We start from the raw sequence: 20,279 nt of genomic DNA on the forward strand, positions 1-20,279 counted from the left end.
GTTTTTCCTACAACGTGATCAAACCGACAGTTCAACCAGCAGCTTGTTCAGACGGCTCACATAAGCAGCCGGGTCTTTCAAGCTGTCGCCGGCAGCCAGTGCAGCCTGATCGAAGAGGATGTGCGCCAGGTCAGCGAAACGCCCTTCGCTCTGCTCGCCATCGAGCTTCTCGATCAGCGGGTGGCTTGGGTTGATTTCGAAGATCGGCTTCGAATCAGGCACCTTCTGCCCGCTGGCTTCGAGGATCTGGCGCATTTGCAGACCCAGGTCCTGCTCGCCGATGGCCAGAATGGCTGGCGAATCGGTCAGGCGATGGGACACGCGAACTTCCGCGACGGAATCGCCCAGTGCGGTTTTCAGGCGCTCGACCAGACCTTCTTTGGACTTGGCGACTTCCTCTGCAGCCTTCTTGTCCTCTTCCGAGTCCAGGTTGCCCAGATCGAGGTCACCGCGCGCCACGTCGACAAAGGTCTTGCCGTCGAACTCGCTCAGGTAGCTCATCAGCCACTCGTCGATGCGGTCGGTCAGCAGCAGCACTTCGATGCCTTTCTTGCGGAAGACTTCCAGGTGCGGGCTGTTCTTGACCTGCGCATAGGTCTCGCCGGTGAGGTAGTAGATCTTGTCCTGACCTTCCTTGGTGCGGGCCAGATAGTCGGCCAGACCGACGATCTGCTCGCCGTCGTCACCCTGAGTCGATGCGAAACGCAGCAGACCGGCAATTTTCTCTTTGTTGGCGAAATCTTCTGCCGGGCCTTCTTTCATGACCTGACCGAAGTTTTTCCAGAAGCCCTTGTATTGCTCTGGCTCGTTCTTCGCCAGTTTTTCCAGCATGTCCAGTACGCGCTTGGTCAGCGCAGTCTTCATCGAATCGATGATCGGGTCTTTCTGCAGGATTTCCCGCGACACGTTCAGCGACAGATCGTTGGAATCGACCACACCTTTGATGAAGCGCAGGTACAGCGGCAGGAACGACTCGGCCTGATCCATGACGAACACACGCTGCACGTACAGCTTCAGGCCTTTCGGCGCTTCACGCTGGTACAGATCGAACGGGGCACGGGCCGGCACGTACAGCAGCGAGCTGTACTCGAGCTTGCCTTCGACCTTGTTGTGGCTCCACGCCAGCGGGTTTTCGAAGTCGTGAGCGATGTGCTTGTAGAACTCCTGGTATTCCTCGTCCTTCACTTCAGTGCGCGGACGGGTCCACAGGGCGCTGGCGCGGTTGACGGTTTCCCACTCGACGGCAGGAGCCTCTTCGCCTTCGGCCGGAGTGACTTCTTTCGGCAGCTCGATCGGCAGCGCGATGTGGTCGGAATACTTTTTGATGATGTTGCGCAGGCGCCAGCCATCGGCGAACTCGTCTTCACCGGACTTCAGATGCAGGACGATGCGAGTACCACGCTCTGGCTTGTCGATGTTGGCGACTTCGAACTCGCCCTCGCCTTTCGACGACCAGTGCACGCCTTCGCTGGCGGCGGTGCCGGCGCGACGGCTGTAGACGTCAACCTTGTCGGCAACGATGAAGGCCGAGTAGAAACCCACGCCGAACTGGCCGATCAGGTGCGAATCCTTCTTCTGATCGCCGGACAGGTTTTTCATGAAATCGGCAGTGCCGGATTTGGCGATGGTCCCCAGGTGGGTGATCACATCGTCACGGTTCATGCCGATACCGTTGTCTTCGAGGGTGACGGTCTTGGCGTCCTTGTCGAAGCTCACACGGATTTTCAGATCAGCGCCGCCCTCGAGCAACTCTGGCTTGGCCAGCGCTTCGAAGCGCAGCTTGTCGACAGCGTCAGAGGCGTTCGAGATCAATTCGCGCAGGAAGATTTCCTTGTTCGAATACAGCGAATGGATCATGAGGTGCAGCAGCTGCTTTACCTCGGTCTGGAAGCCCAGGGTTTCCTTTTGAGTTTCCACACTCATGGTCATCAAACTCCAATCAGATGGCAGTGGCCGCGACCCGAATGGTCGGCGGCGGGTTGTCATCTGAGTTGGGGGCACTGTTCAGGATTTCAAGGGTTCATCGATTTTGAAGTGCGCGCGAGCGGTGGCAATCGGTTCGGCCTCGGTCGTTTGCCAAGCGGTGATCGCCACATTGGCGACCCGACGCCCTTGACGACAGACCTGACATTTGGCCCAAGTGTCACGAAATTGTCCGGCGCGCAGGTAATCGAGGGAAAAGTCGATGATCTTCGGCACGCCCGGGGCGCCGGTGAAAATCAGCAGATGCAGGGCGGCCGCCAGCTCCATGAACCCGGCAATCACCCCGCCATGGATCGCCGGCAATAAAGGGTTACCAATGTTGTCCTTGTTCGCCGGCAGCTTGAACAGCAGTTCATCGCCTACGCGTGAACACTCGATGCCGATCAGGCCGGCGTAGGGGATCAGTTTCAGTAACGGCGCGTAGTCGCCTTGCGCATGGGCCAGCTGCAATTGCTGCTTGAGATCTTCGCTCACGGCTTGCCTCCCTTGATTGCGCCGCCAAAGCCCTGAGTGCCCCTGAGCGCCTTGCCCATCCGCATGAACGTGCCGACAACGTGAGCAATGGGTTGCTCGGGGTCGTCCTGATAGGCGAATCCGCGGGCGAAAATCACGTCAGTGGTAACCCGGTAGCACTGGGCAAAGCCATAGACATCCTTATGCGGCTCGGCGGCATGCATGTAATCGATGCGCAGATCGAGGGTCGGGCAGACTTCGAATTCCGGCAGCACACACAAGGTCGACATGCCGCAGGCCGTGTCCATCAGCGAGGTGATGGCGCCGCCATGAATCACGCCGGTTTGCGGGTTGCCGACGATCTGCGGGCTGTAAGGCAGGATCACCGTCAGACCTTCGCTGGAGGCACTCTGCACCTTTAACCCCAGCACCTGACAGTGGCGTAACGCCGATAGAAACCGCGTCGCGCGCTCAAAAACGCTGTTTTCAGCCATATGATAATTACTCGCGTTAAAGCCTTTTGCCAGTAGTGAGAAAAGCGGCAAAAGTTCCGTGATAAAACAAACTTATATATCTGAAACAAATGAGGAACTTAACCCGCAGCCCCGAGTTCTTAAGGCCAGTAGTTATTTTCCATAAGGAGAAACACCCCATGCGTAAGACTTTAGCTATTGCCTTGATGTTGACCGCTTCCCTCGGTCTCGCTGCCTGCGATAAAAAATCCGAGGACAAAGCTCAAGATGCCAACCAACATGCTGAGCAAGCTCAGCAGGACATGAACAAAGCTCAGGATAAAGTGAACGACGCTGCGAAAGAAAACGCCGAAGCTGCCAAAGCTCAGGCTGAATCGAACGCTGCCGCTCAAGACGAAGCTGCCAAGAAGCAATAAAGCGCTTTTGACGCAGTAAAAGAAAACCCGCCAAGTGCGGGTTTTCTTTTGTCCGGGATTTGATGCAATGGCCGCTTACAACAGAACCGTTCTAAAAGTCGGACTAATCATCAGCAACAACGAAGCTACCAAGCCGACCAGCCAGACCAGACTGCGCAACTTCGGCAGATCCGCCAGGTAGAACCACAAGTACAGAACCCGCGCAATCACGAAGATGATCGCCAGCGCATCGATCAGCCATCCCGCCGTTTGCGTGGTGTGCGCCATCAACACACCGACCGCGAACAGGATGAACGCTTCGATACTGTTCTGATGCGTCGCCAGTGCGCGTGCGCCGTAACCGGTCAATTGCGCCTGTTGCTGGCGCGGCAGGTGATTGTCATACCCGCCCTGCTCTTTCATCGCCTTGCCCACCGGCATACGCGCGATATAAATCAACAACGCGCTGATAAACACACACCAGAACGGAATACTCATCAAGCGGCCTCTCTATTGGTTTCGGGCACCGGTGCCTCGGTAGGGGTATAGACCATGACATCGAGTACGTCGGAATGAAATTCGCGGCGATACAACACCACCACGACACCAGCACTCATCAACATGAACAGCCACGGACTGACGAACCAGGCCAGCATGCTCATGCCGAAGTAGTAAGAGCGCAAACCGAAGTTGAACTGGTTGGCCGCCATCGAAATCACCCGTGCGGCTCGCGAGGCGAAAGCTTTGCGCTCCTGCTCGGAAACATGCCGCTCGCCGACCATCGGCGCCGAGCCGACCAGAATCGCCGCAAAGTTGTACTGGCGCATGCACCAGCTAAAAGTGAAGAAGGCGTAGACGAACACCAGCGCCAGACACAGCAACTTGATCTCCGACATGCCCTGCGACGCCTGCTGAACCATGGGAATGTCCGCCAGCAGCGACACAGCTCGATCAGACGCACCGAGCACGGTGAGAATACCGGCGAGGATAATCAGGGTACTGGAGGCGAAGAACGAGGCGTTGCGCTCCAGGTTGCCGATCACACTGGCGTCGGCAATCCGGTTGTCACGCAGCAGCATGCGGCGCATCCAGTCTTCGCGATACAGGTGTAAAACGCTGGCCAGACACGCCGTGTCGCGGGCCTTCCAGGTGGCATAACGGGTGTAACCGCCCCAGCAGATGACAAACCAGAGCGCGGCGAGCAGATGGATCAGATTGGCTTGGATGAACGACATGCAAATCCCTGTGAATATAGATGCTGTACCTGTAGGAGTGAGCCTGCTCGCGATAGCGGTGTGTCAGGCAACTTCAATGGTGACTGACACACCGCTATCGCGAGCAGGCTCACGCCTGCATAAAAGCGACGCAACCCTTCGACGTTAGCTCAGCCAAAAAGACACTGCCTCCTGCGCATAAAAAATGCCCCGTATCGATTGATACGGGGCATTTCCGTTTAATCCTGCGGGATCCGCTTGTGGCGGATCAGAACAGGTCAGGCAACCGCTTCGCTGCGCTTGCCCAGCAGGCGATCGCACACCACAGCAACCACCAGCGTCATCACGCACGGCACCAGCCAGGCCAGCCCCTGCTCGCTCAGCGGCAGTTGGCTGAGCTGGGTTGGCAGCCAGTCGGCCAGGCCGGCGCCTTTCAGCGCGTCGATGCTGCCGAAGACGAACGATACCAGCATCACCGGGCCAAGAATGCGACCGTGCTCATGCCAGAAGTCTTTGCAGAAGCTCAGCGCCACCAGCACGATGCACGGCGGGTAGATCGCGGTCAGTACCGGGATCGAGAAAGCGATGAGCTTGGTCAGGCCCAGGTTGGACACCAGCAGCGAGAACGCCGCGAGGATGATCACCAGTGTCTTGTACGACAGCGGCAACACGCGGCTGAAGTACTCGGCACAGGCGCAGGTCAGGCCGACCGCGGTCACCAGACACGCCAGCGAAATCAGCACAGCGAGGAAACCACTGCCCAGCGAGCCGAAGGTGTGTTGCACATAAGCGTGCAAGACCGCCGCGCCGTTGGTGGCACCGACCGCAACTTCATGGCTGCCGGAACCGAGACGGAACAGGCTGACATACACCAGCGCCAGACCGACACCGGCGATCAGCCCGGCGATGATCGCGTAACGGGTGATCAGCTTGGGCGACTCGACACCACGGGAGCGGATCGCGTTGACGATGACGATGCCGAACACCAGTGCGCCGAGAGTATCCATGGTCAGGTAACCATTGATGAAACCCTGGGAGAACGGCGCGGCAACGTATTCCGGCGTACCGTGGCCGATGTCACCGGCCGGCAAAGCGAACGCGGCGATACCGAGTACGGCGAGCGCGATGATTTTCAGCGGCGCGAGGAAACGGCCAACAGTGTCCAGCAAACGCCCCGGGTACAGGGAAATGAAGAACACCAGCAGGAAGTACACCGAGCTGTAGAGGAACAGCGCCAATGGGCTTTCGCCGGTCAGCGGTGCCAGACCCACTTCGAACGACACCGTCGCGGTACGCGGCGTAGCGAACAGCGGGCCGACCGCCAGGTAGCAGGCAGCCGCGAGGATGCCGCCGGCGATCTTGCCGATCGGGCTGCTCAACGCGTCCATCGCGCCACCGACCTTGGCCAGCGCAACAACAGTGATCACTGGCAGACCGACTGCAGTGATCAGAAAGCCCAGTGCAGCCATCCAGACGTGAGGTCCGGCCTGCAAGCCGACGATCGGTGGGAAAATGATGTTACCGGCCCCTACGAACAGGGCAAACGTCATAAAACCAAGTGCCAGGATGTCCTGACCTTTCAAAACTTTCATTAAGGTAATACCACACTACTGAAATCGGAATTTAGAGGGGGATTGCCCTGTGGGATTAGGGAAATGCTGTCGATCCGTATGGGACTGACCTGTGAAGCTGCGTGGCTGCCTTGTGGGCGACGCACTGCAAAATGGCCGCCAGCCTAACGAATCTGGCACGAAAACGCACTGTTAGAGGGCGAACTATCCGATACACGACGTTTCCGTGTCGCGTTTACATAAGAAAAGCAGCCGCAAGCTGCAAGTTTCGAGCTTGTGGCTTGCAGCTTGCCGCTGCGCTGGAACGACAAAGGCCACCCGAAGGTGGCCTTTGTTGCTGGAGCTAAAAAGTCAGCCGAAGCTTACTTTTTCACTTCCCAGCCAGTCAGCTCGGCCAGGGCCTTGCCGATGTCTGCCAGCGAACGCACGGTTTTCACGCCTGCGTCTTGCAGAGCAGCGAATTTCTCGTCTGCAGTGCCTTTGCCGCCAGAGATGATTGCGCCAGCATGGCCCATGCGCTTGCCCGGAGGAGCAGTCACACCGGCGATGTAGGAAACAACCGGCTTGGTCACGTTAGCCTTGATGTAGGCCGCCGCTTCTTCTTCAGCCGAACCGCCGATTTCGCCGATCATCACGATCGCTTCGGTCTGCGGGTCTTCCTGGAACAGCTTCAGGATGTCGATGAAGTTCGAACCCGGGATCGGGTCACCACCGATGCCGACGCAAGTCGACTGACCGAAACCGGCGTCAGTGGTCTGCTTCACAGCTTCGTAGGTCAGGGTGCCGGAACGCGAAACGATACCGACCTTGCCTGGCAAGTGAATGTGACCTGGCATGATGCCGATCTTGCATTCGCCTGGGGTGATCACGCCTGGGCAGTTAGGGCCGATCAGGACTACGCCCAGCTCGTCGCACTTGACCTTGGCGTCCAGCATGTCCAGGGTAGGAATGCCTTCGGTGATGCAGACGATCAGCTTGATGCCGCCGAATGCCGCCTCCAGGATCGAGTCCTTGCAGAAAGGAGCCGGTACGTAGATCACGCTGGCGGTGGCGCCAGTGGCTTCTACGGCTTCTTTCACAGTGTTGAACACTGGCAGGTTCAGGTGAGTGGTACCACCCTTGCCCGGAGTCACGCCGCCAACCATTTTGGTGCCGTAGGCAATGGCTTGTTCGGAGTGGAAAGTACCCTGCGCGCCGGTGAAACCCTGGCAGATGACTTTGGTGTCTTTATTGATCAGGACGCTCATTACTTGCCCTCCGCAGCTTTAACGACTTGTTGAGCAGCGTCGGTCAGGCTGGTAGCAGCGATGATGTTCAAACCGCTTTCTGCCAGTACTTTAGCGCCCAGTTCAGCGTTGTTGCCTTCAAGACGAACAACAACCGGGATTTTCACGCCGACTTCTTTCACAGCGCCGATGATGCCTTCGGCAATCATGTCGCAGCGAACGATGCCGCCGAAGATGTTGACCAGTACTGCGGCGACATTGCTGTCGGACAGGATGATCTTGAATGCTTCGGTCACGCGCTCTTTGGTAGCACCACCACCTACGTCGAGGAAGTTGGCTGGCTTGCCGCCGTGCAGGTTGACGATGTCCATGGTACCCATGGCCAGGCCGGCACCGTTGACCATGCAGCCAATGTTGCCTTCCAGTGCTACGTAGTTCAGTTCGAACTTGGCAGCGTGCGCTTCGCGCGGATCGTCCTGCGACGGATCGTGGAATGCCTTCAGCTTAGGCTGACGGTACATGGCGTTGGCGTCGATGTTGATCTTGGCGTCCAGGCAGTGCAGATCGCCGTCAGCCTTGATCACCAGCGGGTTCACTTCCAGCAGAGCCAGGTCGTGGTCTTTGAACAGTTTGGCCAGACCAACGAAGATCTTGGCGAACTGAGTGACCTGCTTGCCTTCCAGACCCAGCTGGAATGCCAGCTCGCGACCCTGGGATGGCTGAGCGCCAACCAGTGGATCGATAGTGGCCTTGAGAATTTTTTCTGGCGTGTCGTGAGCGATTTTCTCGATGTCCACGCCACCTTCGGTGGAAGCCATGAACACGATGCGACGGCTCGAACGGTCAACGACAGCGCCCAGGTACAGCTCTTTAGCGATATCAGTGCACGATTCAACCAGGATCTTGGTGACTGGCTGGCCGTTGGCGTCAGTCTGGTAAGTCACCAGACGCTTGCCCAGCCACTGCTGTGCGAAGGCTTTGGCGTCTTCTTTGCTGCGAACCAGCTTTACGCCGCCCGCTTTACCGCGACCACCGGCGTGGACCTGGGCTTTGACAACCCACTCGCTGCCGCCGATTTTGTCGCAAGCTTCTGCTGCTGCTTCCGGGGTGTCTACTGCGTAACCAGTGGAAACTGGCAGGCCGTATTCAGCGAACAGCTGCTTACCCTGATACTCGTGAAGATTCATGCTTTTTACCGTCTTCGTTAGGTACTGCGCATTCGGCGCTGCGCTCGTTTGAGTGCCGCGCCACCTGTGACTGCTGCTTGCGTAGCTGAGCTACGCAAGACTGCGTCCGGCGGACATTCCGCGGTGAGTCTTGCTCGCAAGGCTCACGACGGGCCGCTACCGCCGTGGTTTCTTATTATCAGTTAACGCTTCTTGCGGTTGGCCACGTGGATGGCGCCGCCATTCACTGCCAGAGCAGCTTCATGCAAGGCTTCGGACAGGGTCGGATGGGAGAAGACCATCATGCCCAGGTCTTCAGCGCTGGTGCCGAATTCCATACCGATCGCGCCCTGCTGAACCAGTTCTGCAGCGCTCGGGCCAATCACGTGCACGCCCAATACGCGGTCGGTCTTGGCATCGGCGATGACCTTGACGAAACCACCGGTATCGTTGGCAGCCATGGCACGGCCGGAAGCTGCGAACGGGAAGGTACCGACGTTGACTTCAACGCCTTCGGCCTTCAGCGCCTGCTCGGTTTTGCCAACCCACGCGATTTCCGGGTGAGTATAAATAACCGAAGGGATCAAATCATAGTTCATCTGAGCCTTGTGGCCCTTGATACGCTCGACGACCATGATGCCTTCTTCGGACGCCTTGTGCGCCAGCATCATGCCGCGAACCACGTCACCGATGGCGAATACGCCCGGTACGGCGGTTACGCAGTGGTCGTCGACGGCGATGAAACCGCGCTCGTCGAGGGCTACGCCGCTGTCGGCTGCAAGCAGATCAGTGGTCACCGGACGGCGACCAACGGCTACGATCAGCTTGTCGAACGTGATGGTCTGTTCGCCGTTGGCGTCGGTGTAGTTCACCACGACTTCTTCGCCGTTGACTTTCGAACCGGTCACGCGAGCGCCCAGCTTGATGTCCAGACCCTGTTTGGTCAGGGTTTTCAGCGCTTCCTTGGAAACAGCGGTGTCCGCTGCCATCAGGAAGGTGTCCAGCGCTTCGAGCACAGTCACTTCTGCACCCAGACGCGACCATACCGAACCCAGTTCCAGACCGATCACGCCAGCGCCGATCACGCCCAGACGTTTAGGCACGGACTGGAATTCCAGAGCACCGGTCGAATCGACGATGACTTTCTGGTCAACCGGAGCCGGTGGAATGTCGATCGGACGCGAACCTGGCGCGAGGATGACGTTTTCCGCTTCGATGACTTCAACCGAGCCGTCCGGCTTGGTGACTTCGACTTTCTTGCCAGCCAGCAGTTTGCCGTGGCCCTGGATCGAAGTTACGCCGTTGGCCTTGAACAGGGTGGCAACGCCGCCGGTCAGGTTCTTGACGATGCCAGCCTTGCGGCCAACCATCGCAGCGACGTCCATTTTGACTTCGCCGGTCGAGATACCGTGAACGTTGAAGCTTTCTTTCGCTTCCTTGTACTTCCAGGAGCTGTCGAGCAGCGCCTTGGACGGAATGCAGCCTACGTTCAGGCAGGTACCGCCCAGGGCTTGCTTGCCTTCAGCGTCGGTGTACTTCTCGATGCAGGCAGTGCTCAGGCCCAGTTGCGCGGCCTTGATGGCAGCTACGTAGCCACCAGGGCCAGCACCGATCACTACTACGTCAAATTTCTGCGACATTCAAAAAATCCTCTTTAGCAATAAAGCTACAAGCCGCAAGCTTCAAGCTGCAAGCCCACCGGCTCGTCTTGAGCTTGAGGCTTGTAGCTGAAAGCTTGCAGCTGTTTCTTAGATATCCAGCAACAGACGAGCCGGATCTTCCAGCAGGTTCTTGATGGTCACCAGGAAGGTCACAGCTTCTTTGCCATCGATCAGACGGTGATCGTAGGACAGTGCCAGGTACATCATCGGACGGATCACGACCTGACCGTTGATGGCCATAGGACGCTGGATGATGTTGTGCATGCCCAGAATCGCTGCCTGCGGCGGGTTGACGATCGGCGTCGACATCATCGAACCGAAGGTACCACCGTTGGTGATGGTGAAGGTACCACCGGTCATCTCGTCCATCGACAGTTTGCCGTCACGGGCTTTCTTGCCGAACGTGGCGATGCCGCCTTCGATTTCCGCCAGGCTCATCAGCTCGGCGTTACGTAGAACCGGAACAACCAGGCCACGGTCGCTGGAAACGGCAACGCCGATGTCCGCGTAGCCGTGGTAAACGATGTCGCCGCCGTCGATCGACGCGTTGACAGCCGGGAAGCGCTTCAGCGCCTCGGTAGCTGCTTTGACGAAGAACGACATGAAGCCCAGGCGCACACCATTGTGGGACTTCTCGAACAGGTCCTTGTACTTCGAACGCAGGGCCATGACTTCGGTCATGTCGACTTCGTTGAAGGTGGTCAGCATGGCCATGTTCGACTGTGCTTCAACCAGACGCTTGGCCACGGTGGCACGTACGCGGGTCATCGGTACACGCTTCTCGACGCGGTCGCCAGCGGCGAACACTGGAGCAGCGGCCGAAGGAGCAGCAGCCTTGGCAGGCGCGGCAGCCGGAGCGGCTTTCTTCGCGGCAACAGCGGCAACCACGTCTTCCTTGGTCACACGACCGCCCTTGCCGGTGCCGGCAACGGAAGCGATGTTGATGCCGTTCTCTTCAGCCAGCTTGCGTGCAGCGGGAGCCGCGATCGGGTCGTCTTCGCCATCGGCAGCAGCCGGTGCGGCAGCGGCAGTAGCGGCCGGAGCAGCGGCAGCGGCTGGAGCAGCGGCAGCAGCGCTGCCCTCTTCGATCGAGCCCAGAACCTGGTTCGACAGAACGGTAGCGCCTTCTTCAGCAACGATTGCGCCCAGTACGCCGTCAGCTTCGGCCAACACTTCCAGCACGACCTTGTCGGTCTCGATGTCGACGATCAGGTCGTCACGCTTGACGGCCTCGCCTGGTTTCTTGTGCCAGGTGGCAACGGTGCCATCGGCAACCGATTCCGGGAATGACGGGGCTTTGATTTCGATAGCCATTATCTGTGGGTCCTTAAAATTCGGTTTCAGTCAGCGCGAAGGCGTTAAACGGTAAACGCGTCTTGCAGCAGTTTTTCCTGCTGCTCGGCGTGCATCGATGCGTAACCACAAGCAGGTGCAGCCGAAGCCTCACGGCCCGCGTACTCAAGTACGAGAGTCTTGTCGAGGTTTGCGATGCTGCGACGCAAGTGATGCTGGCTGCAGTACCAGGCACCCTGGTTCATCGGCTCTTCCTGACACCAAACGGCATGCTTGACGTTGGTGTACGGAGCCAGGACTTCCTTCAAGTCGTCCTCAGGGAACGGATACAGCTGCTCGATACGCACGATGGCGATATCTTCGCGGCCTTCGGCACGGCGTTTTTCCAGCAGGTCGTAGTAGACCTTGCCGCTGCACAGAACCACGCGCTCGACCTTTTTCGGGTCCAGTGCGTCGATTTCCGGGATCACGGTCTGGAACGAGCCTTCGGCCAGATCTTCCAGCGTCGAGATGGCCAGCTTGTGGCGCAGCAGCGACTTCGGCGTCAGCACGACCAGCGGCTTGCGCAGCGGGCGAATCACCTGACGGCGCAGCAAGTGGTAGATCTGTGCCGGCGTGGTCGGCATGCACACCTGAATGTTGTGCTCGGCGCACAGCTGCAGGTAACGCTCAAGACGTGCCGAGCTGTGCTCAGGGCCCTGACCTTCATAACCGTGTGGCAGCAACATGGTCAGACCGCAGAGACGGCCCCACTTGTGCTCGCCGCTGGTGATGAACTGGTCGATCACGACCTGCGCACCGTTGGCGAAGTCGCCGAACTGGGCTTCCCAGATCACCAGCGCATTTGGCGTGGTGGTCGAGTAACCGTATTCGAAGGCCAGTACCGCTTCTTCCGAGAGGAACGAGTCGTACAGGTCAAAGCGTGGCTGACCGTCGTACAGGTTCTGCAGCGGAATGTAGGTGCCTGCGTCTTTCTGGTTGTGCAGCACAGCGTGACGGTGCGAGAACGTACCGCGGCCGATGTCCTGACCGGTCATGCGAATCGGGTGACCTTCGAACGCCAGGGTCGCGTACGCCATTGTTTCGGCGTAACCCCAGTTGATCGGCAGGCCGCCGGCTTGCATCTTCTGACGGTCTTCGTAGATCTTCGCAACCTGACGCTGAACCACGAAGCCTTCCGGAATTTCCAGCAGCTTGGCGGACAGCTCTTGCAGGGTCTTCAGATCGAAACGCGTGTCGTGACGCGCGGTCCAGGCATGGCCCAGATACGGACGCCAGTCGACGAACAGCTCTTTGTTCGGCTCTTTGACCAGCGATTTCACCACGTGCAGACCGTTGTCCAGCGCGTTGCGGTATTCGTCGACCTTGGCCTGAACACGTTCAGCGTCGAGGACACCGGCCTGGGTCAGACGATCGGCGTACAGCTCACGGGTAGTGCGCTGCTTGGTGATCTGCTGATACATCAGTGGCTGGGTGCCGCTTGGCTCGTCGGCCTCGTTGTGGCCGCGACGACGGTAGCAGACCAGATCGATCACCACGTCACGCTTGAACTGCATGCGGTAGTCGATGGCGAGCTGGGTTACGAACAGCACGGCCTCCGGATCATCGCCATTCACATGGAGGATCGGCGCCTGGATCATCTTGGCAACGTCGGTGGCGTACTCGGTGGAACGCGAGTCCAGCGGGTTGCTGATGGTGAAACCGACCTGGTTGTTGATCACGATGTGCACGGTACCGCCGGTCTTGAAACCGCGGGTCTGCGACATCTGGAAGGTTTCCATGACCACGCCCTGACCGGCGAAAGCCGCGTCACCGTGGATGGAGATCGGCAGCACTTTCTCGCCGGTCGCGTCGTTACGACGGTCCTGACGGGCACGCACCGAACCTTCGACCACCGGAGAAACGATTTCCAGGTGGGACGGGTTGAACGCCATGGCCAGGTGAACTTCACCGCCGGCGGTCATCACGTTGGACGAGAAGCCCTGGTGATATTTCACGTCACCGGAACCCAGCTCGACCTTCTTCTTGCCTTCGAACTCGTCGAACAGCTCGCGCGGGTTTTTGCCGAAGGTGTTGACCAGCACGTTCAGACGGCCACGGTGGGCCATGCCGATGACGACTTCCTTGGTGCCGTACGAGCCGGAACGCTGGATCAGTTCGTCGAGCATCGGAATCAGGCTTTCGCCGCCTTCCAGACCGAAACGCTTGGTGCCCGGGTATTTGGTACCGAGGTATTTTTCCAGGCCTTCACCGGCGGTCACGCGCTCAAGCAGGTGGCTCTTGATGTCGGCGGAGTACGTCGGACGACCACGCACGCTTTCCAGACGCTGCTGGAACCACTGGCGCTGCTCGGAATCGGTGATGTGCGTAAATTCAGCGCCGATGGTGCGGCAATATGTCTGCTGCAACGCTTCGTGAATATCGCGTAGGCTCGCTTCCTCTTTGCCGATGAACAGGTCGCCGGCACGGAAGGTCGTATCAAGATCGGCATTGGTCAAGCCGTAATGATTGATCGACAGGTCTGCAGGTGCAGGACGCTGCCACAGCCCCAGCGGGTCAAGCTGGGCTGCCTGGTGGCCACGCATACGGTAGGCCTGGATCAATCGCAACACTTCAACTTGCTTCTTCTCGTGCTCACTGCTCACGCTGCCGGCGGAAACCGGTTGGGCGCGGCGCTGGTTCTTTGCCAGCAGTACGAAATGATCGCGAATCGTGGAGTGCGAAACATCAGTGGCAGAGTTGCCGTCGGCTGGCAACTTCTGAAAGTAGGTGCGCCACTCTTCTGGCACAGCGTTAGGGTCGTGCAGGTAGAGCTCATAAAGCTCTTCCACATAGGCAGCGTTTCCACCTGAAAGGTAGGCGCTGTTCCACATGCGCTGCATCACGCTTTCTTGCATGCTTGGTCACCCTCGGTTAGGGGAACACCATCGGCGTCGACACCGAGCAAACTTGCAGAAGTCCGAATGCAGCGACTAAAACAAGCCACTTAGGATCACACTGATAGTCCGGGTACCAGCCCGGATGCCCCTGCTTGTCTCATTTCTTCAAAATAAGAGCGGCAGCTTGTGGCTACTGCTCTGGTTATAGCCATGACGCGGGTTGAAGCCCGCGCCACAGCCTCTACGGTGCAACGTTACAGCAGCTGAATCACACGCCGCTCGAGAGCAGCATGTTACGGATGTGACCGATGGCCTTAGTCGGGTTCAGGCCTTTCGGACATACGTTGACGCAGTTCATGATGCCCCGGCAGCGGAAAACGCTGAACGGGTCATCGAGCGAAGCCAGACGCTCGCTGGTCTTGGTGTCACGGCTGTCAGCCAGGAAGCGGTAGGCTTGCAGCAGTGCAGCAGGACCGAGGAACTTGTCAGGGTTCCACCAGAACGATGGGCACGAAGTCGAGCAGCAGGCGCACAGGATGCACTCGTACAGACCGTCGAGCTTTTCACGTTCTTCCGGCGACTGCAGACGTTCGATGGCCGGAGCCGGCGTGTCGTTCTGCAGGTAAGGCTTCACCTTCTCGTATTGCTTGTAGAAGATGCTCATATCGACGACCAGGTCACGGATAACCGGCAGACCTGGCAGTGGGCGAACGATCAACTTGTTACCTTTTACAACGGCGGACAGCGGCGTGATGCACGCCAGGCCGTTCTTGCCGTTGATGTTCATGCCGTCGGAGCCGCAGACGCCTTCACGGCAAGAGCGACGATAGGAGAAACCTTCGTCCTGCTCTTTGATCAGGGCCAGCACGTCGAGCACCATCAGGTCTTTACCACCGGTATCGACCTGGAAATCCTGCATGAACGGCGCAGCGTCCTGATCAGGGTTGTAGCGATAAACACTGACTTGCAACATGGCGGTCACCCCTTAATAAGTCCGGACTTTAGGTTCGAAAGTCGGAACAGTCTTCGGCGAGAAGTTGACGGCACGCTTGGTGACGCGCTTGTCACCCGGGAAGTACAGGGTGTGGCACAGCCAGTTTTCGTCGTCACGGTCTTCGAAGTCTTCACGGGCGTGCGCGCCGCGGGACTCTTTACGTACTTCGGCCGCGATGGCGGTAGCTTCAGCCACTTCCAGCAGGTTTTGCAGCTCCAGCGCTTCGATTCGTGCAGTGTTGAACGCCTGCGACTTGTCGTTGATCTTCACGTTGGCGATGCGGGCACGCAGGTCAGCAAGCTGAGCGATGCCTTTCTGCATGTATTCGCCGGTACGGAATACGCCGAAGTAGTTCTGCATGCAGCTTTGCAGCTCGCGACGCAGGGTTGCAACGTCTTCACCGTCGGTACGGTTGTTCAGTGCGTTCAGGCGCGACAGGGCAGCTTCGATGTCGGACTCGGTAGCGTCGTCGTATTCGATGCCGTCGGTCAGGGCCTTTTCCAGGTGCAGGCCGGCAGCGCGACCGAATACCACCAGGTCGAGCAGCGAGTTGCCGCCCAGACGGTTGGCACCGTGAACCGATACGCAAGCCACTTCACCGACCGCGAACAGGCCAGGAATGATCTGATCCTGACCTTCGGCGTTCTGGGTGATCGCCTGGCCATGAATGTTGGTGGCAACGCCGCCCATCATGTAGTGGCAGGTCGGAACAACCGGAACCGGCGCAACCACCGGGTCAACGTGTGCGAACGTCTTCGACAGTTCGCAGATGCCTGGTAGACGGCTGTGCAGCACTTCCTCGCCCAGGTGGTCGAGTTTGAGCATTACGTGGTCGCCATTCGGACCGCAACCGTTGCCGGCGATGATTTCCTTAACCATCGAACGGGCAACCACGTCACGACCGGCAAGGTCTTTGGCGTTCGGAGCATAACGCTCCATGAAACGCTCGCCGTGCTTGTTGATCAGGTAACCACCTTCACCACGGCAACCTTCGGTCACCAGTACACCGGCGCCGGCGATGCCGGTCGGGTGGAACTGCCACATTTCGATGTCCTGCACCGGCACGCCGGCACGCAGGGCCATGCCAACGCCGTCGCCGGTGTTGATCAGGGCGTTGGTGGTGGAGGCGTAGATACGGCCTGCACCGCCAGTGGCCAATACGGTGGCCTTGGCGCGGATGTACGAGGTTTCGCCGGTTTCGATGCAGATCGCGATCACACCGACGAATTCGCCTTCCTGGTTTTTCACCAGATCGACAGCGTAGTACTCGTTGAGGAACGTGGTGCCGGCCTTCAGGTTCCCCTGATAAAGAGTGTGCAGCAGCGCGTGACCGGTACGGTCGGAAGCGGCGCAAGTCCGTGCAGCCTGACCGCCCTTGCCGTAGTCCTTGGACTGGCCGCCGAACGGACGCTGGTAGATACGGCCTTGCTCGGTACGCGAGAACGGCAGACCCATGTGGTCCAGCTCGAACACCGCAGCCGGGCCTTCCTGACACATGTATTCGATCGCGTCCTGGTCACCGATGTAGTCGGAACCCTTGACGGTATCGTACATGTGCCAGCGCCAGTCATCGTTCGGGTCAGCGGACGCGATTGCGCAGGTGATGCCGCCCTGGGCGGATACAGTGTGCGAACGGGTCGGGAAAACCTTGGTGATCACCGCAGTCTTGTGCCCGCCCTGCGCCAGCTGCAGCGCAGCGCGCATGCCGGCACCGCCACCACCAATAATGATGGCGTCGAAAGAAATCGTTGGAATGTTAGCCATGACTCAGATACCCCAGAGAATCTGCACACCCCAGACGAAGTAAGCGAACATCGCAACGCCGCAAACTGCCTGGAAAAGGAAACGTATTGCCGTTGCGGACTTGCCGAACGCCATTGGCGTCAGGTAGTCGGTCGCGATGGTCCACATGCCGACCCAGGCGTGAGCGCCGAGTGCAACAAGGGCCAGCAGGCTGAAAATACGCATTCCGTTGTGGGCGAACAGTTCATGCCACTGGGCGTAATCGAGGCCAGGGTTGGCGACGATGTATCCGATCAGGAAAATGAAGTAAGCCGCGAGAACGACCGCAGACACACGTTGCGCCATCCAGTCATAGAGGCCCGAACGCGACAGGTTAGTGACGTTAGTTACCATATCCAGACTCCTGCCAGAACGATTACCACCACGGAAACGGCGATAACGATTTTCGAGCCCAGCTTGCCGCCTTCCAGCGTCTCACCGATGCCCATGTCCATGATCAAGTGGCGCACACCGGCTACCAGGTGATACAGCAGAGCGGACAGGATGCCCCAAATCACTAGCTTGGCTAGCGGACTGGTCAGACACGCTTTCACCTGACCGAAGCCTTCCTCGGAGCTCAGCGACTTGTCCAATGCATAAAGCATGATGGCAAGGCACACGAAGAGGATGACACCGGAGATACGGTGAAGAATGGACGTGTAAGCAGTGACTGGGAGTTTGATGGTCCTTAGGTCTAGGTTTACAGGTCGTTGGCTTTTCACGGCTTTTTTTTCACACTGAAGAGCCCCTAACAATCAGGGCAAAGTTGTTGGGGAGTGCACTGGTCAGGTAACCACCACCCAGGGATGCGACCCCCAATGAAAGCAAGCCCAAAAGCCCTTGGCGGTCGGTGGCCGAGTATAGACAGTTAGGCTACTAATGACAACGCGTTCACCTACCCCCAATAGCGGATTGCACAAGTCGCATAAAAGGCGTAAATGGCAGTCAATTTCGAGGAAAAAGTGCGCTTAAAGCCTTCTGGAGCAAGACTTTAGGCAAATTGACATTCGAATTTATCTCACTATAGTGGTGCGGGCCCTGCGTGGGGGGTCTGTCTGATGGTTCAAGCATAAATAGGAGGCCACATGGCTGACAAAAAAGCGCAGTTGATCATCGAGGGCGCAGCCCCCGTCGAGCTGCCCATTTTAACCGGCACCGTTGGTCCCGATGTAATCGATGTTCGGAGCCTGACGGCCACGGGCCGCTTCACGTTCGACCCGGGTTTCATGTCGACCGCCTCGTGCGAGTCGAAAATCACCTATATCGACGGCGACAACGGCATTCTGCTGCACCGCGGCTACCCGATCGAACAGCTGGCTGAAAAGTCGGACTACCTGGAAACCTGCTACCTGCTGCTCAACGGCGAATTGCCGACGGCAGAACAGAAGGCCCAGTTCGTCAGCACCGTGAAAAACCACACCATGGTTCACGAGCAGCTGAAAACCTTCTTCAACGGTTTCCGTCGCGACGCCCACCCGATGGCCGTCATGTGCGGTGTAGTCGGCGCCCTCTCGGCCTTCTACCACGACTCCCTGGACATCAATAACCCGCAGCATCGCGAAATCTCCGCGATCCGTCTGGTTGCCAAGATGCCGACCCTGGCAGCGATGGTTTACAAGTACTCCATGGGCCAACCCATGATGTACCCGCGCAACGACCTGACGTACGCGGAAAACTTCCTGCACATGATGTTCAACACCCCGTGCGAGATCAAACCGATCAGCCCGGTACTCGCCAAGGCCATGGACCGGATCTTCATCCTCCACGCCGACCACGAGCAGAACGCGTCGACCTCTACCGTGCGTCTGGCCGGCTCTTCGGGTGCCAACCCGTTCGCCTGTATCGCCGCCGGTATCGCCGCACTGTGGGGCCCTGCCCACGGCGGTGCGAACGAAGCCGTACTGACCATGCTCGATGAAATCGGCGATGTCTCGAACATCGACAAATTCATCGCCAAGGCCAAGGACAAGAACGATCCGTTCAAGCTGATGGGCTTCGGCCACCGCGTCTACAAGAACCGCGACCCTCGCGCGACTGTAATGAAGCAGACCTGCGACGAAGTATTGAAGGAACTGGGCATCAACAACGATCCGCAACTCGAACTGGCCATGCGCCTGGAAGAGATCGCCCTGACCGACCCGTACTTCATCGAACGCTCGCTGTACCCGAACGTCGACTTCTACTCGGGGATCATCCTCAAGGCGATCGGCATTCCAACCAGCATGTTCACCGTGATCTTCGCCCTGGCACGTACTGTCGGCTGGATTTCGCACTGGAAGGAAATGCTCTCGAGCCCGTACAAGATTGGCCGTCCGCGCCAGCTGTACACCGGTTACGAGTCGCGTGACATCATCAAGCTGGAAGACCGTAAGTAAGGTTTTCCTGTTTTGATGGTTTAGTGGTGTGTCAGGAACGGCCTCTTATATAGAGGCCGTTTTTGTTTGGGATTTTGTAGATTTTTGGGCATATCCGTTGCTGCGGGTGTTGCCGCTGGCGGTTTCGCTCTTACAGCGACTCACTTTTCCAGACGCCGAAAAGTAAGCAAAAGGCTTTGCCCCGGCGTTCGGCCCCTCGCTGGGGCTCGGGGTTCCTTCGTTACGGAATCGATCCGGGCGCAGCGGCTACGGTTTGCTGCGCTGCACCTACTTCCGCTGTGTACGACTTCGTCGTACGGTCGCTACGCTCCCACGCCCGGATCAATCCCTTCACTCAGCCTTCCGAAGGGGCAAAAGATCAAGAGCCAGAGCAAAATCAAAAGCCAGGTCAAAATCAAAAGCCCCTCACCCTAGCCCTCTCCCGGAGGGAGAGGGGACTGACCGTGGGGGATGCTAGGGCTACGCCGATCTGAAATACCAAGTCGAACACAAGTTTTGAACAGCTCACAAATCGGCTCCCTCTCCTCGGGGAGAGGGCTGGGGTGAGCACCAATCCCAAGCCATACGACGCTTCTCACCACTCAACAATGAGCGTTAGCTCGAGTGCTCTTGATCTTGCCTAACCAGCGACATCGGAAGGCTGAGTGGAGGGATTGATCCGGGCGTGGGAGCGCAGCGACCGTCTGGCGCAGCCAGACACAGCGGAAGGAGGTGCAGCGCAGCAAGCCGTAGCCGCTGCGCCCGGATCGATCCCGCAGCGAAGGGACCCGAGCTTGCGAGGGCCGTACGTAGGAGCAAAGCCTTTTGGTTCCTT

At 58.4% G+C, this 20,279-nt stretch carries 17 protein-coding genes; 2 read left to right on the forward strand and 15 right to left on the reverse strand.

Annotated elements, in window-relative coordinates; translation table 11 throughout:
* Positions 1-18: 18 nt before the first annotated feature.
* The 3 genes from htpG to J3P93_RS19375 form a co-directional block, all read right to left on the reverse strand.
* The gene (htpG, locus tag J3P93_RS19365; protein WP_434590834.1) at positions 19-1,923 is read right to left on the reverse strand and encodes a molecular chaperone HtpG; all 1,905 of its coding nucleotides are present in this window, start codon (positions 1,921-1,923) and stop codon (positions 19-21) included.
* A gap of 81 nt (positions 1,924-2,004) precedes the next feature.
* Entirely contained in the window at positions 2,005-2,457 is a 453-nt protein-coding gene (locus tag J3P93_RS19370) for a PaaI family thioesterase (RefSeq protein WP_434590837.1), read from the reverse strand.
* Positions 2,454-2,930: a PaaI family thioesterase gene (locus J3P93_RS19375; RefSeq protein ID WP_434590840.1), complete on the reverse strand. Its 477-nt coding sequence runs from the start codon at positions 2,928-2,930 to the stop codon at positions 2,454-2,456. The genes J3P93_RS19370 and J3P93_RS19375 overlap by 4 nt, the downstream gene beginning before the upstream one ends.
* Before the next feature lie 158 nt (positions 2,931-3,088).
* On the opposite strand from J3P93_RS19375, the gene J3P93_RS19380 reads away from it, so the two are divergent.
* Positions 3,089-3,325, forward strand: a complete 237-nt coding sequence (locus J3P93_RS19380; RefSeq protein WP_008082962.1) for a hypothetical protein — start codon at positions 3,089-3,091, stop codon at positions 3,323-3,325.
* Between the two features lie 75 nt (positions 3,326-3,400).
* Here J3P93_RS19380 and J3P93_RS19385 read toward each other — a convergent pair whose 3' ends face one another.
* The 12 genes from J3P93_RS19385 to sdhC form a co-directional block, all read right to left on the reverse strand.
* Positions 3,401-3,802, reverse strand: coding sequence for an MAPEG family protein (locus J3P93_RS19385; RefSeq protein ID WP_434590844.1), 402 nt, complete (start codon positions 3,800-3,802; stop codon positions 3,401-3,403).
* The gene (locus tag J3P93_RS19390) at positions 3,802-4,539 is read right to left on the reverse strand and encodes a DUF599 domain-containing protein (RefSeq protein WP_434590847.1); all 738 of its coding nucleotides are present in this window, start codon (positions 4,537-4,539) and stop codon (positions 3,802-3,804) included. Before J3P93_RS19390 ends, J3P93_RS19385 begins: the two co-directional genes overlap by 1 nt.
* 257 nt (positions 4,540-4,796) lie before the next feature.
* The gene (brnQ, locus tag J3P93_RS19395) at positions 4,797-6,110 is read right to left on the reverse strand and encodes a branched-chain amino acid transport system II carrier protein (protein WP_434590850.1); all 1,314 of its coding nucleotides are present in this window, start codon (positions 6,108-6,110) and stop codon (positions 4,797-4,799) included.
* 341 nt (positions 6,111-6,451) lie between these two features.
* On the reverse strand, positions 6,452-7,336 hold the full coding sequence (sucD, locus tag J3P93_RS19400) for a succinate--CoA ligase subunit alpha (protein ID WP_090282418.1): 885 nt from the start codon (positions 7,334-7,336) through the stop codon (positions 6,452-6,454).
* Entirely contained in the window at positions 7,336-8,502 is a 1,167-nt protein-coding gene (gene sucC, locus J3P93_RS19405; protein WP_090282417.1) for an ADP-forming succinate--CoA ligase subunit beta, read from the reverse strand. The genes sucD and sucC overlap by 1 nt, the downstream gene beginning before the upstream one ends.
* A gap of 182 nt (positions 8,503-8,684) precedes the next feature.
* Positions 8,685-10,121, reverse strand: a complete 1,437-nt coding sequence (gene lpdA / locus J3P93_RS19410; RefSeq protein ID WP_434590854.1) for a dihydrolipoyl dehydrogenase — start codon at positions 10,119-10,121, stop codon at positions 8,685-8,687.
* 108 nt (positions 10,122-10,229) lie between these two features.
* Positions 10,230-11,456: a 2-oxoglutarate dehydrogenase complex dihydrolipoyllysine-residue succinyltransferase gene (odhB, locus tag J3P93_RS19415; protein ID WP_090282415.1), complete on the reverse strand. Its 1,227-nt coding sequence runs from the start codon at positions 11,454-11,456 to the stop codon at positions 10,230-10,232.
* Between the two features lie 44 nt (positions 11,457-11,500).
* Positions 11,501-14,332, reverse strand: coding sequence for a 2-oxoglutarate dehydrogenase E1 component (locus tag J3P93_RS19420; RefSeq protein ID WP_434590857.1), 2,832 nt, complete (start codon positions 14,330-14,332; stop codon positions 11,501-11,503).
* Positions 14,333-14,582: 250 nt separating this feature from the next.
* Positions 14,583-15,287, reverse strand: a complete 705-nt coding sequence (locus J3P93_RS19425; protein ID WP_016773675.1) for a succinate dehydrogenase iron-sulfur subunit — start codon at positions 15,285-15,287, stop codon at positions 14,583-14,585.
* 12 nt (positions 15,288-15,299) lie between these two features.
* Positions 15,300-17,072: a succinate dehydrogenase flavoprotein subunit gene (gene sdhA, locus J3P93_RS19430; RefSeq protein WP_042607585.1), complete on the reverse strand. Its 1,773-nt coding sequence runs from the start codon at positions 17,070-17,072 to the stop codon at positions 15,300-15,302.
* A gap of 3 nt (positions 17,073-17,075) precedes the next feature.
* Positions 17,076-17,444 (reverse strand): succinate dehydrogenase, hydrophobic membrane anchor protein, encoded by a 369-nt coding sequence (sdhD, locus tag J3P93_RS19435; protein WP_056721678.1) that lies wholly within the window; start codon positions 17,442-17,444, stop codon positions 17,076-17,078.
* Complete coding sequence (gene sdhC / locus J3P93_RS19440; RefSeq protein ID WP_016773673.1) at positions 17,438-17,812, reverse strand: succinate dehydrogenase, cytochrome b556 subunit; 375 nt, start codon at positions 17,810-17,812, stop codon at positions 17,438-17,440. The genes sdhD and sdhC overlap by 7 nt, the downstream gene beginning before the upstream one ends.
* A 363-nt stretch (positions 17,813-18,175) precedes the next feature.
* On the opposite strand from sdhC, the gene gltA reads away from it, so the two are divergent.
* Positions 18,176-19,465: a citrate synthase gene (gene gltA / locus J3P93_RS19445; RefSeq protein WP_093103347.1), complete on the forward strand. Its 1,290-nt coding sequence runs from the start codon at positions 18,176-18,178 to the stop codon at positions 19,463-19,465.
* Positions 19,466-20,279: the final 814 nt, after the last annotated feature.

The sequence above is a fragment of the Pseudomonas sp. R3-57 genome (genome assembly GCF_051132065.1).
GTDB lineage: Bacteria > Pseudomonadota > Gammaproteobacteria > Pseudomonadales > Pseudomonadaceae > Aquipseudomonas.